Source organism: Nitrospirota bacterium (genome assembly GCA_035516965.1).
Classification (GTDB): Bacteria; Nitrospirota; UBA9217; order UBA9217; family UBA9217; genus MHEA01.
The window spans coordinates 25,326-46,233 of the sequence record DATIZR010000087.1 but is presented as its reverse complement, the minus strand read 5'-3'; the positions used below and the strand labels follow the sequence as shown (position 1 = coordinate 46,233).

16 protein-coding genes are annotated in these 20,908 nt (G+C 60.6%); 5 read left to right on the top strand and 11 right to left on the bottom strand.

Annotated elements, in window-relative coordinates:
- Positions 1 to 189: 189 nt before the first annotated feature.
- The 5 genes from VL197_13135 to VL197_13115 form a co-directional block, all read right to left on the bottom strand.
- Complete coding sequence (locus tag VL197_13135) at positions 190 to 678, bottom strand: response regulator (protein ID HUJ18922.1); 489 nt, start codon at positions 676 to 678, stop codon at positions 190 to 192.
- Between the two features lie 174 nt (positions 679 to 852).
- On the bottom strand, positions 853 to 1,416 hold the full coding sequence (locus tag VL197_13130; GenBank protein ID HUJ18921.1) for a response regulator: 564 nt from the start codon (positions 1,414 to 1,416) through the stop codon (positions 853 to 855).
- Positions 1,413 to 1,970: a response regulator gene (locus VL197_13125; GenBank protein HUJ18920.1), complete on the bottom strand. Its 558-nt coding sequence runs from the start codon at positions 1,968 to 1,970 to the stop codon at positions 1,413 to 1,415. Before VL197_13125 ends, VL197_13130 begins: the two co-directional genes overlap by 4 nt.
- A 558-nt stretch (positions 1,971 to 2,528) precedes the next feature.
- Entirely contained in the window at positions 2,529 to 3,908 is a 1,380-nt protein-coding gene (locus VL197_13120; GenBank protein HUJ18919.1) for a sigma-54 dependent transcriptional regulator, read from the bottom strand.
- Positions 3,898 to 6,423: a PAS domain S-box protein gene (locus VL197_13115; protein ID HUJ18918.1), complete on the bottom strand. Its 2,526-nt coding sequence runs from the start codon at positions 6,421 to 6,423 to the stop codon at positions 3,898 to 3,900. The genes VL197_13120 and VL197_13115 overlap by 11 nt, the downstream gene beginning before the upstream one ends.
- A gap of 560 nt (positions 6,424 to 6,983) precedes the next feature.
- Here VL197_13115 and VL197_13110 point away from each other — a divergent pair.
- Positions 6,984 to 7,712: an outer membrane protein assembly factor BamD gene (locus VL197_13110; protein ID HUJ18917.1), complete on the top strand. Its 729-nt coding sequence runs from the start codon at positions 6,984 to 6,986 to the stop codon at positions 7,710 to 7,712.
- A complete protein-coding gene (locus VL197_13105; GenBank protein HUJ18916.1) occupies positions 7,709 to 8,347 on the top strand; it encodes a bifunctional precorrin-2 dehydrogenase/sirohydrochlorin ferrochelatase in 639 nt (212 codons plus the stop codon). Before VL197_13110 ends, VL197_13105 begins: the two co-directional genes overlap by 4 nt.
- A gap of 14 nt (positions 8,348 to 8,361) precedes the next feature.
- Here VL197_13105 and VL197_13100 read toward each other — a convergent pair whose 3' ends face one another.
- Positions 8,362 to 9,918 carry a DUF4388 domain-containing protein gene (locus VL197_13100; protein ID HUJ18915.1) on the bottom strand — a complete coding sequence of 519 codons (1,557 nt, stop codon included), beginning with the start codon at positions 9,916 to 9,918 and terminating at the stop codon, positions 8,362 to 8,364.
- 224 nt (positions 9,919 to 10,142) lie between these two features.
- Between VL197_13100 and VL197_13095 the strand changes: the two genes are divergently transcribed.
- Both VL197_13095 and VL197_13090 read left to right on the top strand, forming a co-directional pair.
- Positions 10,143 to 14,354: an acyl-CoA dehydratase activase gene (locus VL197_13095; GenBank protein HUJ18914.1), complete on the top strand. Its 4,212-nt coding sequence runs from the start codon at positions 10,143 to 10,145 to the stop codon at positions 14,352 to 14,354.
- Between the two features lie 118 nt (positions 14,355 to 14,472).
- Positions 14,473 to 14,676 (top strand): cold-shock protein, encoded by a 204-nt coding sequence (locus VL197_13090; protein HUJ18913.1) that lies wholly within the window; start codon positions 14,473 to 14,475, stop codon positions 14,674 to 14,676.
- A 156-nt stretch (positions 14,677 to 14,832) separates the two neighbouring features.
- On the opposite strand, the gene VL197_13085 is transcribed toward VL197_13090, so the two are convergent.
- From VL197_13085 to VL197_13070, 4 genes are all read right to left on the bottom strand, one after another.
- Positions 14,833 to 15,144: a hypothetical protein gene (locus tag VL197_13085; protein ID HUJ18912.1), complete on the bottom strand. Its 312-nt coding sequence runs from the start codon at positions 15,142 to 15,144 to the stop codon at positions 14,833 to 14,835.
- Positions 15,145 to 15,190: 46 nt separating this feature from the next.
- Entirely contained in the window at positions 15,191 to 15,520 is a 330-nt protein-coding gene (locus VL197_13080) for a hypothetical protein (GenBank protein HUJ18911.1), read from the bottom strand.
- Positions 15,521 to 16,058: 538 nt separating this feature from the next.
- Positions 16,059 to 17,066 (bottom strand): tRNA (adenosine(37)-N6)-threonylcarbamoyltransferase complex transferase subunit TsaD, encoded by a 1,008-nt coding sequence (tsaD, locus tag VL197_13075; protein HUJ18910.1) that lies wholly within the window; start codon positions 17,064 to 17,066, stop codon positions 16,059 to 16,061.
- Positions 17,067 to 17,388: 322 nt separating this feature from the next.
- The gene (locus VL197_13070; protein HUJ18909.1) at positions 17,389 to 18,375 is read right to left on the bottom strand and encodes a divergent polysaccharide deacetylase family protein; all 987 of its coding nucleotides are present in this window, start codon (positions 18,373 to 18,375) and stop codon (positions 17,389 to 17,391) included.
- Positions 18,376 to 18,508: 133 nt separating this feature from the next.
- Here VL197_13070 and VL197_13065 point away from each other — a divergent pair, with 133 nt between their 5' ends.
- Positions 18,509 to 18,676, top strand: coding sequence for a hypothetical protein (locus tag VL197_13065; GenBank protein HUJ18908.1), 168 nt, complete (start codon positions 18,509 to 18,511; stop codon positions 18,674 to 18,676).
- 117 nt (positions 18,677 to 18,793) lie between these two features.
- On the opposite strand, the gene VL197_13060 is transcribed toward VL197_13065, so the two are convergent.
- On the bottom strand, positions 18,794 to 20,173 hold the full coding sequence (locus VL197_13060; protein HUJ18907.1) for a hypothetical protein: 1,380 nt from the start codon (positions 20,171 to 20,173) through the stop codon (positions 18,794 to 18,796).
- Between the last annotated feature and the right edge of the window lie 735 nt (positions 20,174 to 20,908).

The following is a 20,908-nucleotide window of genomic DNA, read 5'->3' as shown; positions in this document are numbered from 1 at the left end:
CGTCTTTGCGAGCGCAGCGAAGCAATCTCGTACTGCGGATCAGCTGATAAATCGAGATTGCCGCGTCGCTCCGCTCCTCGCAATGACAGCAATGGGGACTTTTTGCAAAACCATCATCGCTAACCGTTGCTTCGCCCGCTTCCGCCCTATCACGTCATCCAGGTAGCGGGTCCATCGGTCCTGCCGGAACTATTCCGGAACATCCCCTGCCGGCCCGGCCTCCCTCTCTTCTCCACCCGTCGCGGCCTGTCCCCGCAGCTTCTGCTCGAAGGCCGCATGGATGACCCGCTTGAGAACCGCCTTGTCCACGGGTTTCAAGAGGTATTCAAAAATGCCGAGGCTGAATGCCTTGAAATAGGATTCAACGTCTCCGTGGCCCGTCAGCAGTATCACCGGAACATTGGGAAGGCTGCGCCTTAGTGCCTCGACAAAATCAAGACCATCCATTACCTGCATCCGCAGATCGCTGATCACGAGATCGATCCCGACCCCTTCCCGGATCGTAAAGAGAGCCGAATTCGCATTGTCATAGGCGATGACGAGGAGGCCGAGCCTCTGCAGGATCTCCGACATTGCCGAGAGGTCTTCGACCGTGTCATCCACAAGCAGCACGGTTTTCGCGCCTCCGCCGGAGGTCGCTGACGACTGTTCCTGTTTTGGGGCATACTGTCCCCTCATGGTTTCTCTCCCGTCCGTGAATAAGCTCGGGACTCCCTGCTCACCCCGGGAAGCCCGGATGCTTCGTCAAGGCTCATTCAGCGACCGGTCGCGGGTGGCTGTCCGGTCCGATTCGAAAGTAGACTGGACATCACGCGGTCAGCCTTCGAAAACCGCCGGCGTGACGTTTCCGGCTCAGGGAACATTCCTCGGTTGACCGAGTTCCTGCCCCGCCCCGTTGGATGACATCCCCGCCCTCGCCTCTGACGCTGCCGGCTTTGGTTTTGTGATCCCGATGGCCGCTTTTACGACCCCGACAAGTTCCCGCTTGACGACCGGCTTGTTTATGAATGCAAAGACGCCCAGGCTGAATGCCTTGAAATAGGCATCGATTTCTCCCTGTGCCGTCAGTACGATCACCGGGACATCGGGGAGAATAGAAAGGAAGACTTCGATGAAATCAAGGCCGCTCATCCCCGGCATCTTCAGGTCGGTTATGACCAGGTCGATCCGGGTCCCTGCGCGGACTGCGGCGACGGCTGCCTGTGCGCTCGTGGAGGTGACGACGCGAAGACCGATTTCGCGGAGAAGCTCCGAGAACAGTGAGAGTTGCTCCGGCTCGTCGTCCACGATCAGAACGGTTTTCGGCCCTTCACTCCGCACCAGCCAGAATGGATGCTGTGCGCCTCTTTCATGCACGATCATGACCTTCTGCGCCTCCGATTTGCGGTTAAAGAAACCCCCGGGTATTTTTTTCACGGTCCCGTATTGTCGCTCATTGTGTTGCCGCCCTGTTCAAGTCTCTCCAGGGGCAGCTCATGACCTTTTGGCCGGGGTGCCGTTATCGCCGACCCGACGATGCGAAGGAGGTCTTCCCCGGAATAGGGTTTCGCAAGCGCGGCGCAGAAGCCGAAGTCGGCGAACCGTTCGAAGGCCGGATCGTAGGTGCTGCCGCTCACGACCACGGCCTTCACGAGGGGATCGATGGCGAGGAGCTGCCGGAGGGTGTCCCTGCCGCCCATTCCCCCGGGCACGCTCAGGTCGAGCAGGACGGCGTCGAATGCCCCGCCCTCTCCCAGCATGCACCGGTATTCGGCCACGGCCTCCCGGCCGTCTGCGGTAGCCAGGACCCGGTAGCCGCCGGACTCGAGGATGATGGCTGCGACATGCCGCACCATCTGGTCGTCGTCCATGAGAAGGACCCACTTCCCGTTCCAGGAAGCCGGCCGTTTCCATCCTTCTGAGGCTCTTTCCGCTCTTCTCGGCGGCGAAACAACGACTAAATCTGGATTGCTGAATTCGGTCATGTTCATGAGCACCTCCCGCCGGAGCTTCCTGTTTTCTGCTCAATACCCGGGGCCGCAGCCAGCCGTTGCGTGCGCACTGCCCCTTCACGCTCGGATATCGGCCCAGCCGTCTGAGGCTTCCGCCATCCTCCCTGCTGTCGAATGCGATAAAAGGGGCAAAGGGTGTGCCATCTGCCGGTGCAGTACTGGTCCCTCTGAAACTCGCTGGGTACGTATCGCTCTTCGGTGGCTGCGCAGGGCTTGAAGTCGTCTTGACTTAGAAAGGGACAGTTCATGGCTCGCTCCTTGCAGCGAGGAACAGGCATTGCGGGATGTCTCCGGATAATTGAATATCATAATGACCACATCAGGCCGGCAGAAAACCGCGCCTTCAGGACCTGGTGGCTATCCGGGATGCACATTCCAGCCTCAGTCCAGCCGCGGACCATTTCGTGATAAGAATGCACATACTTTCATGGAAAAGCAAACCGTGTGCCTTTTTTTTGGCTTTGATTTTATTCAGAATACAATCGGAGGAAAAAAAAGAGAAGTTCAAAGGGAGCAATGCGGGGTCAACTTGAAGGGTCAGTATGGCCCCGTTTCCCTGCCGAGGCCATACCTCTTTATACGTCTTTTCAAAGTGGAAAGAGACGTCCCGAGGGCTTGGGCTGTCCTGCTCAGTTTCCCCGAATGCCTGCGAAGGGCATCGGCAATTGCCCGCTTTTCAGCTTCGTCCAGCGTGATGCCCGTACTCTCCGGCAATGTCTCTCCCGGGTGAAACGCGGGCTTCGCCGCTTCTGCGGGGCGATCCAGGAGCAAAGAAGGCCGGAGTTCGCCCGAGTGCCGCATGAGAAATGCCCGTTCCAGGATGTTCCTCAACTCCCGGATGTTGCCGGGCCAGTCGTATGCCGTGAGACGAGCCATCTCGTCATCCGGGATGGACAGCAGCTTCCCCCCGGGAAACTCCTTCAACAGGTAATCGCACAGGGACGCAATGTCCTGCCTCCGTTCCCGCAGGGGAGGCATGTGAATCTGGAGTACTCCCAGGCGGTAGTAGAGGTCCTTGCGGAAGGTACTGCCCAGGCTGCTCTTCAGCTCGGCATTGGTGGCGGCGATGACGCGGACCTTCACATTCCTTGACGCCGTGCCGCCCAGTCGCCGCACTTCGCCGTCGTCAATGACGTGCAGGAGCTTCGACTGAAGCTGGAGCGGCATTTCGCCGATCTCGTCCAGAAAAATCGTCCCGCCGTCGGCCATTTCGAAGAGCCCCTTCTTTGCGGATACAGCCCCGGTAAACGCCCCCCGCTCATACCCAAAGAGCTCCGACTCGACGAGGTTCTCGGGCAGGGTGGCGCAGTTGATGCTGACGAAGGGCGCGCGGGACTGGGTGCTCTGGAAGTGAATCATTTTCGCAACAAGGCTCTTGCCCGTCCCCGTTTCTCCGGTGATGAGGACCGGTGCGCCGGACCGCGAAGCGGATTCCATCAGCGGCATGATCCCGGCGAGCCCGCCACCGCCGCCGATCAGCACGGCGGCCCTCCGTTCGCGGTCCTGCTCATAGGCGTGCAGTTGCGCCACCTGCTCCAGGTCCAGGGTGTGCAGCAGGGAGTCGACCACGGTCTTGAGCTCTTCCAGGTCGAGGGGCTTCGACAGGTAATCGTGAGCGCCCGCGCGGACGGCCTGCCTGGCGTTTTCAAAGGAGGGATAGGCCGTGATGAAGATGATCTTTGCCTGGTCGTTCTTGCCGAGGATAGAGGGGACGAGGTCGTAACCATTGCCGTCCGGGAGCCGCTGGTCCAGCAGGACGATGTCGATCTGCATCCGCGCGCAGACGGCCAGCCCCTCCGCTCCGGTATGGGCGGTCATCACCATGAGCGCATCGCTCTCGAGGTAATCCTTCACCGCGATGCAGAACGTCTCTTCATCGTCGATGATCAGGAGCGTCCTCTTGCTGTCACGAGCCATGCGTCACCTCCTGCAGGGAGATGTCTACCGTCGTCCCCTGGTCCGGGACGCTCGTGATCTCGATCGTACCGTTCATTTTTGCCATCATTTTCCGCGAGATCATGAGGCCGATGCCGGTGCCGCGCGGCTTCGTGGTGTAGAACGGCTTGAAAAGGCTCTGCCGCTGCTCCGCGGTCATGCCCCGCCCGTTGTCCGCCACGCGGATCACGGTCTGTCCGGCCGGCGCGATCGCGGTGATGTCGATGCGCGGGTCAGGGCGGCCCTCGACCGCGTCAACCGCGTTCGTGATGACGTTCAGCAGCACCTGGTGGAGCGCGCGGGGATCGGCCGTGATCCATTCCGCCCCCGGCCCGATCCGGAGCGAAAGAGCTATGCCCTTCGACGCAAAGTCTTCGCCGAGCAGGTCCCGGAGCTTGCCGAGAAAGGACGCCGCGTCCAGCTTCTGGATCCTGGGTGTTTCATAGAGATTGAAGTTTCTGAAATGCTGCAGGAGCGTCTCGACGCGGCCGATCTCGGTGAGGGCGCGGTCGACATAGTTGCCCACGCGTTCGGGCGATGCCGTATCCACCTTGTGCCGGAGCACGGACAGGATCGACTTCGCGGAGTTGATGGGATTGCCGATCTCGTGCCTGAGGCCGGCGAAGATGTAGCCGATGCTGTCCATGGTATTGACCGCCTCGGCGATGGATTCGAGCCTGAGCCGTTCGGTCACGTCGCGCTTCACCGACACGTAGTTGACGACCTTTCCCCCGGCGTCCCGGGCCATCGCCAGGGTGGTGTCCTCGTGGTACAGGGTCCCGTCCTTCTTCCGGCTGATGAGCCTGCCCCGCCAGACGCCGTCGCGTTTGAGCGATTCCCGGAGGTCCGCATAGAACCGCTCATCATGGCGGCCGCTGTCGAGCAGGTGCAGGGTGCGGCCCAGGATCTCGTCGCGGGACCAGCCGGTGATCTGCTCGAAGGCGCCATTGACGTACTGGATCATCCCCCGCGCCCCATCGGTGATGACCACGCCGTCCGCGGCGGATTCCACGGCAGCGGCGAGGCGGAGGTTCGCCTCCTCCGCTCCTTTGCGCTCAGTGACATTGACCAGCGAAAAGATCAGGAGCTCCACTTCGTTGTCGACGCCGGTGATGGGAGCAACGGACAGGTCCCAGTATGTCGTACCCCGTTCCGGGTGGTCGGGGAAGACGAAGGGTCTTCCGAAAGCGGCGTAGGGCTCCCCGGTGTCGATGACCTTCTGGAACCTTGCCTTGAGCTCATCGGAAGGATAGTCCGAGAAATGATTGCGGCCGATGAAGTCCGAAACCGGGCGTGAACAGGCGCGGGCATAGGCCTCGTTGACCCGGATGAAATTGAAGTCGCAGTCGAGGAACACGAGGCAGGTCTGGGTGTGCCGGAAAAAGGACTCCAGGATCCGGGTCTGCTCCAGCAGCCGGGCTGTCCTCTCCCGGACGCGCGCTTCAAGGTCTTCATTGGCCCGCCGGAGCGTCTCCTCTGCCTGTTTCCGGTCGGTTATATCAGTGCACGTCCCCACCCATTCCCGGATGCTGCCATCCTCGCGGAACACCGGGATACCGCGGTCCAGGAAATACCGGTAAACCCCGTCGTACCGCCGAAAGCGGCATTCGGCCTCGTAGCTGCTTTTTTCCGACACGGCCTTTTCCCATTTCAGCGCCGCCTCCTCACGGTCGTCCGGGTGAAGTGCGTTCAACCATCCCAGGCCCTTGATCTCATCAAAGGTCTGTCCGGTATATGCCCGCCATGCGGGAAGATCTTCCACGACAGCTCCCTTGGCGTCGGTCGTCCAGCCCAGTTGCCCGGTAACTTCAACATAGGAGCGGTAGCGCTCTTCGCTGGCGCGCAGCGACTCCTCGATCCGCTTGCGTCCGGTGACATCCTGGACCGCGCCGATGATGCGAACCGGACGGCCCCTGTCATCGAACATGATCTCAGCATGCTCCAAGACAACTCGTTCCACGCCGTCAGGCCGGATGATGCGGTGCTCTATGCTGTATGGCTGCTTCAGGGCGATCGCCCGGGAGACGGCATCGCTGATCTTCCGGCGGTCGTCGGGATGGACCCGCTGGAAGAACAGGTCATTCGTAACAGCCACTTCACCCGGCTCGTAGCCGAAAATACGGTACACCTGATCGGACCAGCTCAGCGGGTTGGCGTTGAGGTCGTCGAAGTTCGAGATCTTCAGGTCCCAGGCGCCGAGGCCCGCCATTTGTCCGGCCTGTTTCAGGATGGCCTCACTGCGCAGCAGCTCTTCCTCGGCTCTCTTTCGCCTGGTGTGCTCCGCCCGGATTGCCCTGAGCTCCTCGCTCTGCATGTCGAGATCGATGCCGCGAGTCCTCAGGTCCTCGATCAACCGGGCTTGTTCTCCAGGGATCAGGTCCCTCGATCCGACAGCCGTGCTTTGCGTGGATGCGTGCGTGCTGCGGCTTGTCGTATTCTTCTTCCCGGGGCTCTTGTTTGATTTCGGATGTTTGATGGACTTTTTTTTCCGTTCCATGGTTGTCCGTTTACAGTCTGGCACGCATAGCCCTGCGCGGGCTCCAAATTCCTGCCAGTCCTGCCGCGTACGTTACAGTGTTCCCCTTCTCTTGCGCAATCGCGCAGGGCGTCGGGAAGAAACTCTTACCACGGAGTCTGCGCTTTTCTCGTCGGTTTCCTGCGGCACGGCGGAGGCCTGGAGAGTTAGATTGCCTCCCCTATAGCTCGGGACAGCACGTCCCCCGCTACGCCAAACGAGTCCTCTGACCGACCAAAAGTAGCATATATTTCCAAAGAAAATAACATTATTACTACTCTATCGTATCGAACATAATCTTGTCAATCCGGGGCGGCTATTTTTGAGATACAGCAGAAAGCGGTCATGAGCGGTCTTCCTCCGGCTCCGATGGCGGCGGAGAAAAGCATTTTTTAAATCGCCTGCGCGCCTGCGCCGCCACTCAAGCATTGACAATGAAAAGTCCGGTATGCTATAGTGCCGCGTCTGCTGTGGCGCAGTGAAGCTGCGTATCTCAAGAGGAATGCGCTCCCCCGGCGCTCATCAAATATCATTCTCCCCCCATGAAACAGACCCTGTCCATACTGATCCTCGTGATGCTCGCCGGATGCGCGACGACGGAGCCGCCCTTCGATCCCGTCAGCACCTTCCAGTCCGCCGAAACCGACATGCGCAAGGAGAACTTCGAGAAGGCCCGCAAGGAATACCAGCAGATCCAGGAAAAGAACCCGGACAAGAGCTACGACGCGGCCCTGATGCTCAGGATCGCCGACACCTATTACGGGGAAGAGAAGTACGAAGAAGCGCTGGTGGAATATCAGAATTTCCTGAACTACCACCCGGTGAACAAGGATGCGGGCTATGCACAGTTCCAGATCGCCATGTGCAGCTTCATGCAGTTTACCACCATCGACCGCGACCCGGAGCCGACGAAGACGGCCCTCCGGGAGTTCCAGAAGCTCCTGCAGAAGTACCCGAAAAACGCCTACGCAGAGGAGGCGTCGAAGAACATCTCGATCTGCCGCGACCGGCTGTCCGAATATGAGCTGTATGTCGGGCGGTTCTACCAGCGGACAATGGCCTACCGGGCGGCTACGGGCAGGTTCGACGGGCTGATCAAGGATTACCCCGGATCGTCCGCGGAAAAGGACGCCCTCTACTACGATGCGCTCGCCCATCTGGCGCTCGGGGAAAAGACCGAGGCGCGCAGTGCGCTGGAGACGCTCGTCGCAAAATACCCCTCGATGACGGGAGAGGTCAGGCGGCTGATGCACAAGATCGGGACGCCATGAGATACTATCCCGTCTTCCTCGATCTTCGCGACCGCAGGTGCCTGATCGCCGGTGGAGGCAAGGTAGCAGAGCGCAAGGCCCTCTCCCTCTTCGAGGCCGGCGCGGACATCGTTATCATAAGCCCCACCCTTACCCCGAGGCTGCGCACCCTGATGCAGTCGGGCAAGATCTCCCACAAGGCCAGACCGTTCGAGGACGCGGATATCGCAGGCGCGTACCTCGTGATCGCGGCAACGGATTCCGAACAGATCAACAGCCATATCGGGCAACTGTGCAGGAACGGGCAGGTGCTGGTCAATGTTGCGTCGCCGCCGGAGGAGAGCAGCTTTATCGTCCCCTCTGTGGTGGACCGGGGCGAGCTGCTGATCGCGGTCTCGACGGGAGGCAGAAGTCCCGCATTGTCGAAAGCGATCCGGCAGGAGCTCGGGGAGCGCTTCGGAAGCGAGTATGATATTTTTCTGCGGAAGATGTCGCTGGTGAGGGACCGTTTGAGGGAAGAGGTGACCGATGAGCAGGCACGGCGGGCGATCTTCCAGACCCTCGTCGAATCCGACGTCCTCGGCCTGTTGAAGGCCGGCAGGGAGCACGAAGCGGACAGCCGGATCGCCGAGATAACGGGGTTGAAAGAGCTGTAGGCGCGAATCGCGTCCTACTTCTTGTCCTTGAAGATCTTGTCGAAGAGCTTGCCCCCCTCCGGCCCGCCCTGTTTCGGGACATCACCGCCGGCGGCCTTGATCGCGGCGATGATGTTCTCCGCGTACGGGTTCGCCCGCAGCCCCCCTTCGAACGCTTCCATGGCCTTTGCCTTGAGCCCGCCCTTCAGGTAGAGGTTGCCGAGGTCGAGGTGATATTCCGTCTTCAGGGGATCGATCTCGATGGCCTTCCTCAGGTTCTCCTCCGCCTCGTGGCGCCGCCTCGGGATCCGCATGAGCGAAAGCGCGTAATAATAGAAGTACGGGGCCTTGACCGGGTCGAGGCGGGTGGCCCAGGCGAAGGAGTCGGCCGCGCCCCAGAAGTTCCCGGCTTTGAACTCTTTCATGCCCGCATTGAAATAGGTGGCTGCCCTGCCCATCTTTTCCGCGTAGTTCTCCACATATTCGTCGGCGCGCTTTTCCTCGTAAGCGGCACGGGTCTGCTCGGTCTCCTTTTTCTGCTCGTACTCCTTTCGGCGTTCGTCGCTCGTGAGCGTCTCGTAGGCCTCATGGATACGGTAAAAGATCGCCTCCAGCGTCTCCTTCATGTCCGCCATTTCCGGCTCGAAATGACGGTCCGGGTGATACATCTTGGCGAGCCTGAAGTACGCCTTCTTCAGTTCCTGCGGGGATGCCGTACGGACCACGCCGAGGACCTCGAAGTGGTCCTGCCGTTTCAGGGCGCTAAAGGCCTCCAGGATCATCGTCTTCGTGACAGGGGGCTGGGGAGAGGCGGCAGCGCTCCCCGCTCCCCTGGCCGCTTCGGCTACGGCGTCGTGGACGAATCTCTGCTCCGCCGCTGATTTGAGCTCGCCGACCTCGGCCATCTTGAGCGCCAGCAGCAGGTACACGGCCTTCAGCGCGTTGAAGTCGCCAATGCCGCTCAGGGAGCAGAGCTGCTCGATCGTCCTGGCCCCGTTCACGAGCGCCAGGATCGACCTCTGGTCCGCGCTCAGCTGGGCGTCCTGGAAGATCAGCGAAGGGTCCAAGACAGGCCGGAGAAAGGTCTTCAGGGGAGGGATACCCTTCCGGATGATCTGCCAGTCCAGCCCCTGGATGCCTTCCAGGATCAGGCTGCCGGTGCTCATCTGGAGCGGGATCACCTCATCGCCCGCGGGCTTGCCTTCCTCGAATCGGTAGCGGCCGTCGCGCCAGCTGAACAGGTCCAGGATGATGTGCTTTACCTGGAGCTTGACCTGGGTGACGAGGTCCTTGGGAGAAAGGATGCCGGCCTCGAAGAGCACCGCCCCCAGCTTCTTCTTGGTCCGTATGACCGTGGCCGATGCGGTGTCGAATTGGGCCTGCGTGATCCTGCCCTGTTTGAGCAGAAATTCGCCGAGGCGTTCGTCATCCCGGTTCGAGGAGGCGAAGAGGATGTCGCCGTTGCCGAAATAGACCTTCTTGGCCAGGATATCCTGCTCGAAAACAGCAGTCCCGGTTTTATTTGAAGCGCGGAGGCCCTGAAACAGCCAGGGAATGGTAAGGTCCCTGATTTCACCCGTCGGCGTCGGCACGATCCCCCCTTGGGCGGGAAGATGGAGTCAGTAAAGATTTTTCATTATAACATTGTTTTAGGCTTTTACCAGAGTTGTTTTGACCCGTTCTCGCCGCACGCCGACCGGCGTCCTCCCTGTTTTTCCCGGGGTCAGTGATTGACTCCGCCTGTTATTCTTACTATAATGACAAACATCCTCGCGGCACCCAGGGCTTTCACGTCTTCCTCACTCAAGGATTGTTCATGAAGAACAAGGTTTTTCTCGGGATCGACATCGGCTCCGTGAGCATCAAGACCGCCCTCATCGACGGCTCCCGGGCCGTGCTGTCCGAAACTTACACGAGGATCAAGGGCGATGCACCGGCGGCGCTGGCGCGGGAGCTCGAAGGCCTTTTCTCCGTCATTCCCGAAGACCGCGTCGCCGCGGCCGGCATCACGGGCAGCGGCGGCAAGCAGGCGGCCGGCGCCCTGGGGGCGCGGTTCATCAACGAGGTCCTTGCCCAGTCCTGCTTCGCGGGACAATTCCATCCGGCAGCCAGAACAATCATCGAGATGGGCGGAGAGGACGCCAAGCTCATCAACCTCGCGCGGGACGCCCGGTCCGGCGGTGCCAGGATCGAGGACTTCTCCATGAACAGCGCCTGCGCCGCGGGCACCGGCTCGTTCCTCGACCAGCAGGCCTCGCGCCTCCATCTCACCATCGAAGAGTTCGGCGCACTCGCCCTTAAATCCGGAACGCCCCCCCGCCTCGCCGGCAGATGCAGCGTGTTCGCCAAGAGCGACATGATCCATCTCCAGCAGATCGCCACTCCGGATTTCGATATCGTCGCCGGGCTCTGCTTTGCCATGGCGAGGAACTTCAAGGCGACCGTCGGCAAGGGGAAGAAGTTCCCGGCTCCGCTCCTGTTCCTGGGCGGAGTGGCGGCCAATCCCGGCATGGGCCGCGCTTTCCGCGAAGTGCTCGGCCTCTCCGGGGCCGATCTCCTCGTCCCCCCCCATTTCAGCACCTCCGGGGCAATCGGCGCGGCCCTCACGGTCATGCAGCAGCCTGACCAGAGGGTTCCCTATCGCGGTTTTGCCGCCTTTGCCGCCTTCCTGGACGGTCTGGGCAGCCCGGCCCGGACCAGCGCAACACAGCTTGCCCGCCCCCGCGGCATCCTGCCGAACCCGGACCATGACGCGGTGCCCGGGAAGGACGGCCTGATCGATGCCTATCTCGGCGTTGATGTCGGCTCGGTCTCGACGAACGTGGTCGTCATCAATGCGAAGATGCAGGTGCTTTCCAAGCGCTATCTGCCAACTGCGGGCAGGCCCATCGAAGCCGTCAAGCAGGGGCTCGCCGAGGTCGGCGCCGAGATCGGATCGCGGGTGAGGATCCTGGGCGCGGGGACCACGGGCTCGGGCCGCTATCTCACGGGCGATATGATAGGCGCCGACGTGGTCCGCAACGAGATCACGGCCCAGGCAACGGCCGCGGCCGCCATCGATCCTCTGGTCGACACTATTTTCGAGATCGGCGGCCAGGACTCGAAGTTCATCAGCCTCCGCGACGGGGCTGTCGTGGATTTCGAGATGAACAAGGCCTGCGCCGCGGGCACCGGCTCGTTCCTGGAGGAGCAGGCAGAGCGTCTGGGCATCCGGATCAGGGGTGAGTTCGAGGACCGGGCGTTCCGTGCGGCGTCGCCCTGCCGCTTCGGCGAGCGCTGCACCGTCTTCATCGAGTCGGACCTGGTCCATGCCATGAACACGGGCTCGGGCGTGGAGGAACTGACCGCGGGGCTCGCCTACTCCATTGTCCAGAACTACCTGAACAAGGTGGTCGCCGGCAAGCGCATCGGGGACCGCATTTTCTTTCAGGGCGGCGTCGCGGCGAACCGGGCCGTCGTCTCGGCCTTCGAGATCATCACGGGCAGGCCGGTCACGGTGCCGCCGCACCACGAGGTCACGGGCGCGATCGGCGCGGCCATCATCGCCATGCGTGAAGGCACAGGAAGGAGCACGTTCAAGGGCTTCGACCTGAGCAGCCGCGCCTACACGGTCACGACCTTCGCGTGCGCGGAGTGCGCGAACCGCTGCGACATCCGGCGCGTGAGCTTTACGGGAGAAAAACCGCTCTTCTACGGAAGCCGCTGCGAAAAATACGATGTCAAGAGGAAGTCCTCCGGCGCGGCGGGCGTACCGGACCTGTTCGCGGAGCGCGAGCGTTTGCTCCTGAAGGAGCCTGCCTCGGGGCCGCTCCGGCCGGACGCACCCGTCATCGGCGTACCCCGTGCGCTCTATGTGAACGACTTTCTTCCCTTCTGGCGGACGTTCTTTGCCGAGCTCGGCTACCGGGTCGTCCTCTCGGACCCGACGAACCGCTCACTGATCAACGGGGCGCTCGAGCTGACCGTCGCGGAGACCTGCTTTCCCGCCAAGGTCGCCCTCGGCCACGTCCAGCACCTGGTCGACCGGGGCGTGGACGTCCTGTTCCTGCCGAGCTTCGTCCGTTTCCCCGAAACGCACGGCCACGCGCAGAACGCGCAGGCATGCCCCTATGCCCAGGCGCTTCCCTACGTTGCGCGCGCATCGGTCCGGTACGGCCGCATGCAGGTGATCGAACCCGTCCTCCACCTGCAGGATGAACGGAACTTCGGCAGGAGCATGCGGGAGCTGGCGTCGATGCTCGGCAGGAGCGGCGACGCGGCGCGGCGCGCGCAGCGACGGGCGCAGGAAGCGCAAGAGGAATTTCTGAGGTCAGCGGCTGAGCGTGGCCGCGCGGTCCTTGCAGGCCTGAAGCCGGGCGAACGCGCGCTCGTGCTCGTCGGCAGGAGCTATAACACCTGCGATCCCGGCATGAACATGAATCTGGCCGGAAAGATCCGGGACCTCGGGGTCCAGGCGATCCCCATGGACTATCTGCCGCTCGCCGGCGTCGACCTGTCCGGCCATGGCAACATGTACTGGCGGTCGGGCCAGAAGATCCTGGCAGCGGCGCGGATCATCCGGGAGCATCCGCAGCTCTTTCCCGTCTATATAACGAACTTCGGCTGCGGCCCGGACTCGTTCATCACGCACTTCTTCAGGCAGGAGATGGCGGGCAAGCCCTTCCTGCAGCTCGAGATCGACGAGCACAGCGCCGACGCGGGGGCGATCACCCGGATTGAGGCCTTCCTGGACAGCCTTTCCCGGGCAGGGGCAACCCCGCCGCCCCGCGCCCCGCGCGCGGCCCCCGGCGGAAAGGGCGAGCTCAGCAGGAAGAAGGTCTATCTTCCGCCCATGGCCGACCACGCCCACGCCCTCGCCGCGGCATTCCGGTCCTGCGGCGTCGACGCCGAGGTGCTGCCCGAATCCGACGAGGAAACGGTGCGCATCGGCAGGCAGCACAGCTCGGGCAGGGAGTGCTATCCCCTGGCCCTTACGACGGGAGACATGATCAAGGCAACTCGCCGGCCCGGGTTCGATCCGGACCGGAGCGCCTTCTTCATGCCGACCGGCAAGGGACCCTGCCGCTTCGGCCAGTACCACCGCTACCACCGGCAGGTGCTCGACGGCCTCGGCCTGGAGCAGGTGGAGATCCTCTCGCCGATGCAGGACGAGTCGCTCCATGACGACGTGCGCGCGCTGGACCGGAATTTCGTCATCATGAGCTGGCGGGGCGCCCTGGCCGTGGACATGCTCCAGAAGGCGCTCTGGGAGCGTCGGCCCTACGAGAAGGAGGCGGGCGCCGCAGACCGCGTGTACCGGACGGCGCTTGCCCGGGTGGTCAAGGCGATCGAAGGCCGCGACGACCTTCTGCCCGTGCTGCGCGAGGCCTGCGCGGAGTTCAGCGCGATCGATGCGCACGGCCCGGCAAAGCCCGTGATCGGAGTCGTCGGCGAGATCTACGTCCGGTCCAACCGCTTCAGCAACGAAGAGGTGGTGCGCCAAATCGAGCGGCTGGGCGGCGAGGCCTGGGTGGCCCCGGTGTCCGAATGGCTCCTGTACATCACGGCGACCGCCAAGGTCTCGGCCGCGATGAGCCGGTCCTGGAAAAGCCTGTTCCGGGCCTATCTCACGGGCCACGTCCAGCACCGCGAGGAGCGGCGTCTGCTCCGTGGCTTCAACGGCAGCTTCCGGAGCCTGCATGAGCCGAGCATCGAAAAGACGCTGGACCGCGCCAGGCCCTACATCCACCATTCCTTCGAGGGTGAAGCCGTGCTCTCCGTGGGGAAGGCCATCGACTACATATCCCGGGGGGTTTCGGGGATCGTGAACGTCATGCCCTTCACGTGCATGCCGGGAACGATCGCCACGGCGGTGCTGAAACGCGTCCGCGAGGACCATGATAACATCCCGCTCCTGAACCTCGCCTATGAAGGCCAGGGCGACTCCCAGTCCCTCACGCGGCTGGAGGCCTTCATGCACCAGGCCCGTTCCTTCCAACAGGGGAGGGACGAGCGTACTCGCACGCGCACCCGCACCCAAAAGCAATGAAGACCTGCGGAGGATTTTTTGTACTATCGGCTTGACAAGGTATGGAGAAAACGGTATGCTTTATCCACAAACCCGGATATCCGGGGCAATTTCAAGAGAAACAAGAGGAGAAACAAGAATGGCAAACGGTGTAGTGAAGTGGTTCAACAACAGCAAGGGGTTCGGTTTCATCACGCAGGATAACGGGGAGGACGTATTCGTTCACTTTTCGGCCATTGCCGGCGATGGTTTCAAGTCCCTGAACGAGGGCGACAAGGTTACCTTCGAGGTGGTAAAGGGCCCCAAGGGCCTTCAGGCGGCAAACGTATCCAAGACCGCTTAAATCCACGACACGCATTCACAAAACCAATCAAGGGCCCCGATGAGAATCGGGGCTTTTTTTATTTCCCGTCCCGCGTACCGGAGACCGCAGTAAACAGCAAGGGCGGCCGCAGAAGCGCCCGCCCGTTTTTCCATAGTTCCCGTCCCGCGCCAAGGTCTACGCCGCGCCGGCCGCCTTGTTCACTGATGATGCCGGCGCCGAGACCGCGGAGCCGATGACCGCGCCCGCGAGGCTGCCCATGACAACGCTGATCGCCGCGGCACAGGCGATCCCGACCGCGATACCCGTCACGATCGCCGCCCGGACGAAGAGCGTCGGCTCGAGCGGTCCGTTCGACAGCTTCTGGAGTAGCATGAGCGTGCCGAAGCTCCCGAAGTAGAAACCGGGGACGATCCCCATCGCCAGAAAGAGCAGCCCGCCGATTGTTGCGCCCATCTTCATCCCTGTGTTTATCGTGACGTTCTTCATGACCGTCTCCTCTCCGCCGCAGCTTTGATTTTTTTCCGGTTCGCCCTTACCCGCGCCCGATGCCTGCTTTTACGTCAGTCGCTTCCAGGTGCCCGCGCACGGTGGACTGCAGTACATTGCCCGCGAGCCAGCAGGCCGTCGATGTCGCCGTAACTATGGCGATGCCGGAGACCATGACGCCGACCAGCATGGACAGCAGTACGATCGCCCTCGAAAAGACGCCAGGATCGAGCGGAAGTCCGAAGAGCAATCCTGCGATTTTGATACCGGCCGCGCCGCCCAGAAGGCTGCCGGGCAGAAGTCCGAACATCCCGAAGAGCATCAGTCCCGCTCCTGCGCCGAGGTAAGCTGCTTTTTTTGCAAGGGTCGTATTCATGGTGTATCCTCCTTTTCGTGCGTTCTTGCACGATATATTGCATCGACCGTGCCAAATCATAACCCGCTGAATATGCGCAGTTCTCCCCGGTTAAATGTTTGCAGGAATGAGAATGGGCAGGGCATTTTGATGGGAATGCAAAAGGGACCAGAGCTTGACTAAGAAAGAGAGGTTCTTCTAGCCTTCACGTAGGTAGAATCAGCGTTTTGAAAATTTGTTATGCAGGATTAAACATCCCTCAGGCCCCCTGACTGCCCCCTTTCTTGCTTGCCCGAAGAAAGGGGGCGCTAAAGAAGGGCCCCCGGCGACCATTCTGATCCGTAATGCTCGGTCGTCCTCAGGGCATTTCGGAAACTCGCCCTTCGGGCTTAGACAGTCCGAAATGCTCTTCCCTCGGACTCGGTCGCATGACGGGAATGTTCGCATGGGAAGGCTAAAAGCTTTACCCAAAACCCGCATGTCCCCGAAGCGGCCATTACGAAATTTTGGGGTGCCAGGAAGGAACACAGAGGCGGGAGGGTGCGGTCCTATCCGTCTTTCATGCCAGCGGCATTGAAGCGCGCGGATTCAGGTCCAGGGCGGACCGTTCGCCCCGCTGAAAATGCAGATACCCGGCAAGGGCGACCATGGCGGCGTTGTCGATGCAGAGGCCGGGACGGGGGAGGTACAGGGAGAGGGAGCGCTTGCCGGCCTCTTCCTGCATGCGCTTCCGCAGGGAGCTGTTGGCCGCGACGCCGCCGGCGATCACGATTTTTTCCGCGCTGGTCTCTGCAATTCCCTTCATCGTTCTCTCCACGAGCATGTCCACGACCGCTGCCTGGAAACTCGCCGACACGTCCTTCACGTTCAAGGCCGGATCGATGCCGCGGTCCCTGCTTCGGAAGAGAGCGATATGATTTCTGACCGCTGTCTTCAGGCCGCTGAAGCTGAAATCGAAGCCCTCGCGATGGCCCCGCGGGAACCTTATCGCATCGGGGTTTCCCTCCTGGGCGAGACGGTCGATCACGGGCCCCCCCGGGTAGTCAAGGTCGAGCAGCTTGGCGACCTTGTCATAGGCTTCGCCCGCAGCGTCGTCGCGCGTGTGACCGAGGAGGCGGTAATCGGCCAGCCCCTTCACGTGGTACAACGCCGTGTGTCCGCCTGATACGAGCAGGGCAAGGTAGGGATAGCCGATATCCGGATAATCGATGTGGGCGGCAAGGATGTGCGCCTCTCCGTGATGGACCCCGATGAACGGAATATCCCGGGCATAGGAGATCGCCTTCGCCGCGGAGACGCCGACGAGCAGGGCGCCGACCAGCCCGGGTGCATGGGTCACCGCCACCAGGTCGATATCGTCCAGGGATACCGAAGCGGCGTCCAGCGCCTGGCTGATGATTGGTATGATGTTCCTGAGATGCTCGCGCGAGGCAAGCTCGGGTACGACGCCCCCGTACTTCTTGTGAATGTCTGTCTGGGAAAAGACGATGTTGGACAGGACCGTCCGGTCCCGCAGCACTGCCGCCGCGGTCTCGTCGCAGGAGGTTTCTATTCCAAGGGTGAGCATAGGAATCCCTTATACCGCAGCGGGTTGAGAGGATGAGAAAATCATCGGCCGAGGATCATCTCAGATGAATACCGAGAAGGCCTTGAAACGGGCGGCGGTTCAGCTGCGACAAATGGTGATAATCTCGAAAAAAGCCCCTTGCCGTCATTGCGAGGAGCGGAGCGACGCGGCAATCTCGATAGCCAAGGCTGATATGCGCTGCGAGATTGCTTCGGCCCGCTCGCAAAGACGGCTTTCATGACCTTTTATGAATGCATCAACAAATGCATCAACAGTGGTTGATCTATCCGGCCTTTTCCGCGTTCTCCACGGTGATATCCGTTTAATTCATCAGCTTCGACACCGGCACGATCTCGATGCCTTCGCGGGTCGCGGTGTCGAGCCACGCGCGCAGCTCGCTGATCGTCGCCGGGTGGGGATGGCCGATGCCGATGGCATGTCCGTGCTCCCGTGCGACCTTTGCCAGCTCGTCGAGCTGCTTCCGGATCGACTCCTGGTTGTCGCTCTCGTTGTCCAGGAACACGTCGCGCTTCGCCGTCTTCAGGCCGAACTCCCTGGCCGTGTCAAAGGCCACGCTTTTGGGGGTCGTGAAGCTGTCGAGGAACAGGAGCTCGCGGGCCTTGAGCTCCGCCATCAGGAACTTCATCGCCTCTTTGTTCTCCGTCAGCACCGAGCCCTCATGGTTGTTCACGCCCACGGCGCCCGGGACGGTCCCGAGATCGTCGGTCAGGGTGTTCAGGAAATCCATGGGCGTCATGTTGGACCGCAGCATGCCGGGAGACGTCTTCCCGTTCCTGCCGCGGTACTCCATCGGCAGATGGAGCAGGACTTCGCGGCTGTTCTGGCGCGCCAGCTCCGCGACCGTGCGCGACTGGGGCAGGCCGGGCATCACTGCGAAGGTGATCTTGTACGGGAGAGAGGCCAGTTCGCGGGCAGGCTTCAGGTCCTGGCCCAGGTCATCGATCACGATGGCTACGAGTGCTCTTTTTTCAGATGCCCTGGTGGTTGTCGGTTCAGTCCGTTTGCCGGCCTCTTTCACGTCCTGTCTGCCTGGGCGTGACTGCTTTTCCTTTTTCTCGGCCTTCTTCTCTGCGGCTTCGGGACGCGCCTGTTTTTTCGGGGCAAGCTCTGCTTTTTTTGCTTCCTGACCGCTCCGCGTCCCTTCCTTTGTACGGAACGTGCGGAGCGGGCCCCACAGCGTAAGCACGATCGCGACGAGGGCGACGATGATGCCGATCATCACGATCCGCTCATACCTGCCGCCCTTGCCCGAGGACCTTCCTTTTGCCGGGAGCTGTTTTTTCGCCATAGACAACCTTTAACCTGGAAGAAGCCGTTAACCACAGATGAACACAGATAACTGCGAATCGTCTCGAATGTATCAATGCGTGAACATTATTGTTAACATCTTTTTACCACAGAGATCAGGGAGAGAGAGCACAATGAAAGGCCAGGACAAACCGTGGCAGGTTTGTTTAGCCGCATTCCCCAACTGCCCTTTAGGTTTATACAATATTAAGCCGAAAAAAACCAGAGCTATTTTGGCTGCGCGGCCAACCTTGCCGCTGGCCGCACTTCTCGAAGCGTTCCTTCTTCGCTGGAACGGCTGAGCATCTGCTGTTCTCCTGCCATTAGTGCATAAAAAAATCCCCCGGGAAATTTTTCTCCCGGGGGATTTCACTGAGCTCTGTGATGCCGCCTAAGATACAGGCAAAGCTTTTACAGATTTAGAACTTGAATGCCAGAACGCCCTGGATGCCGGTGACCTTGTCGCCCTTCGTTGCAACGCCGTTCACATTTTTGTCATAGGCGTCGCCGGGCGCGAAGTAACCAAGGAGCCAGTTCCAGGACAGGTTCTCGGCAATCTGCCAGTTGGCCTTCACATCAACTTCGGTCCCGACCTTGTGGGAGGTTGCCGGCAGGGTCGAGCCAAAAACCGTAGCGCCGTTGATTGCCACAGCCTGGGTTGCAAGCAGGTACCAGAGGTCCACGCCGAGGACAAGGCTCTTTGTAACAGCCGCGGATACTCCGGCACTGAGGGCTTCGGTATTGCTGAAGCCGGTGTTCTTTGCACCGGCAGCAGTCACGACCTTATACTCGTACAGGAACGTGTAGTGCGGGTCGATGTCCAGGAAGTTGACGAACTGGTTTATGTCCGTCTGCTGGTCCTTGGCACCGGTGCCGCGGGCTGCCGTGAAATTGATGGTCACGGGATCAAGACCCACGTTGCCCTGGACCACGATCTCGTTGCCCTTGAACTTGGCGTCGCCGCTCGGGATACCGCCGACCGTTACCAGGTTGGCTGCTTTTGCCTTGCCGAACTGCTGATCGATCTCGGCCTTCAAAGCCACCGGGCCGAACTTGCCGTTCATGTTCAGACCCAGGTTATACAGGCTGTCCCTTCCGACAGTGCCGTTGGGCACAGGGTTAGGCGGCAGGGGAGAGAGGCTCTTGCGGTCGAGGATATTGGTCAGGTCAATGCCGACCGTGGCGGCGTCGCTGATCTTGAACACGTCGAGCAGTGCATAGGCATCGATATCGTCAGCCGCATTTATGCTGCCTTCAAGAACTTTTACGTTGACGAACGCAAACGTGTTGGGGCCGGTCTGGTTTGCCACGACCCAGGCTTCAGAACCGTAATGCATTGACTTGAAGAACCAGGCGTTGCCCAGGGCCAGCAGCTGATGACCGCCGGTCACGTTGACCGGGATGCCCGGAAGGTTGAAGCTGATCCATGCCTCGCGGAAGCCGAGATTTCCGTTGGCAGTGCTGTTTGAGTATCCTACCCCCCCCGGCACCTTGTTAGAGAGTACATCGTTGCCGGTACCCCAGTCATTGCCGCCGGTGTTGAAATCCTGCTCTAACTCGATTTTACCCTTCACATCGCCGGCCTTGGCGTTCACATCGATCCTGATCCTCGACTGTGTGTCCCTGTAGGTGCTGTCAGCAGAGGTGCTGTTCCCGAACGAATCTGGAACGACGTTCAAATTGGTGAAGTCCCTGCTCCGGATCTCAAGGCTGCCTCCCACGGTCACGTCCGCGGCGAATGCCACGGCGCTGAAGCACGTCAATGCCACGACTACGAATAACACAACAAACTTCTTCATCGTTTATCCTCCCTTATGTAGTTTGGCCCCGGGTCCGCCCGGGACATGTTCACTTTTCTGTAAGATGCCTGCTATGATACCGCCTGATGCTGCTTGTGCTGCACTCTGCTTGTCTAAAGTCCGAACACATCCCCCCCTTCATGATCACAAGGCACCATAAACGAAACCTGTCTCACGCTGCGAAGCCGCGATTGAATCCCATTCCGGAGAGGCCTGATACTAAGAGCGAGTGAATGTCGATGGAGCGAACAGCGATAAGCGCTGCCGATATGAGCGCACCGGACAGCATGATCGCGATATGGAGAGTTGATAGTGGACATACGCTTAAACAATCTCTGCAAGTCTACCACTATAACAGCCACTGCCACTGCCGATGCCTGCTGCCTGAATTGACGCGTTGCGGGAAAAACAGAAATGGAGAAAAAGCGTGAAAAGACTGGCTGGACTATATCAAAGAACACTAGTCAAGTCAAGATTTTTTCTTCCTTTGCGGTTACGCGCTGCATGAAATTCACATTACATTTGTATTACAAATTGCAATTTTATAGACACTGTTTAGAATCATCGAAACTCTTCATATAGACACCCTGCCTGGTCGCATTTCACCAGTTGTGCGCTTCTAGAAATGTGTGTTTACACAGGGGACCAAAAGTATTATTTTACAAGCCAGACACTTTGCAGCAGCCTGATGATCATGAAACTGCCATGCCTTGCATGCAATGATAGCACATTACG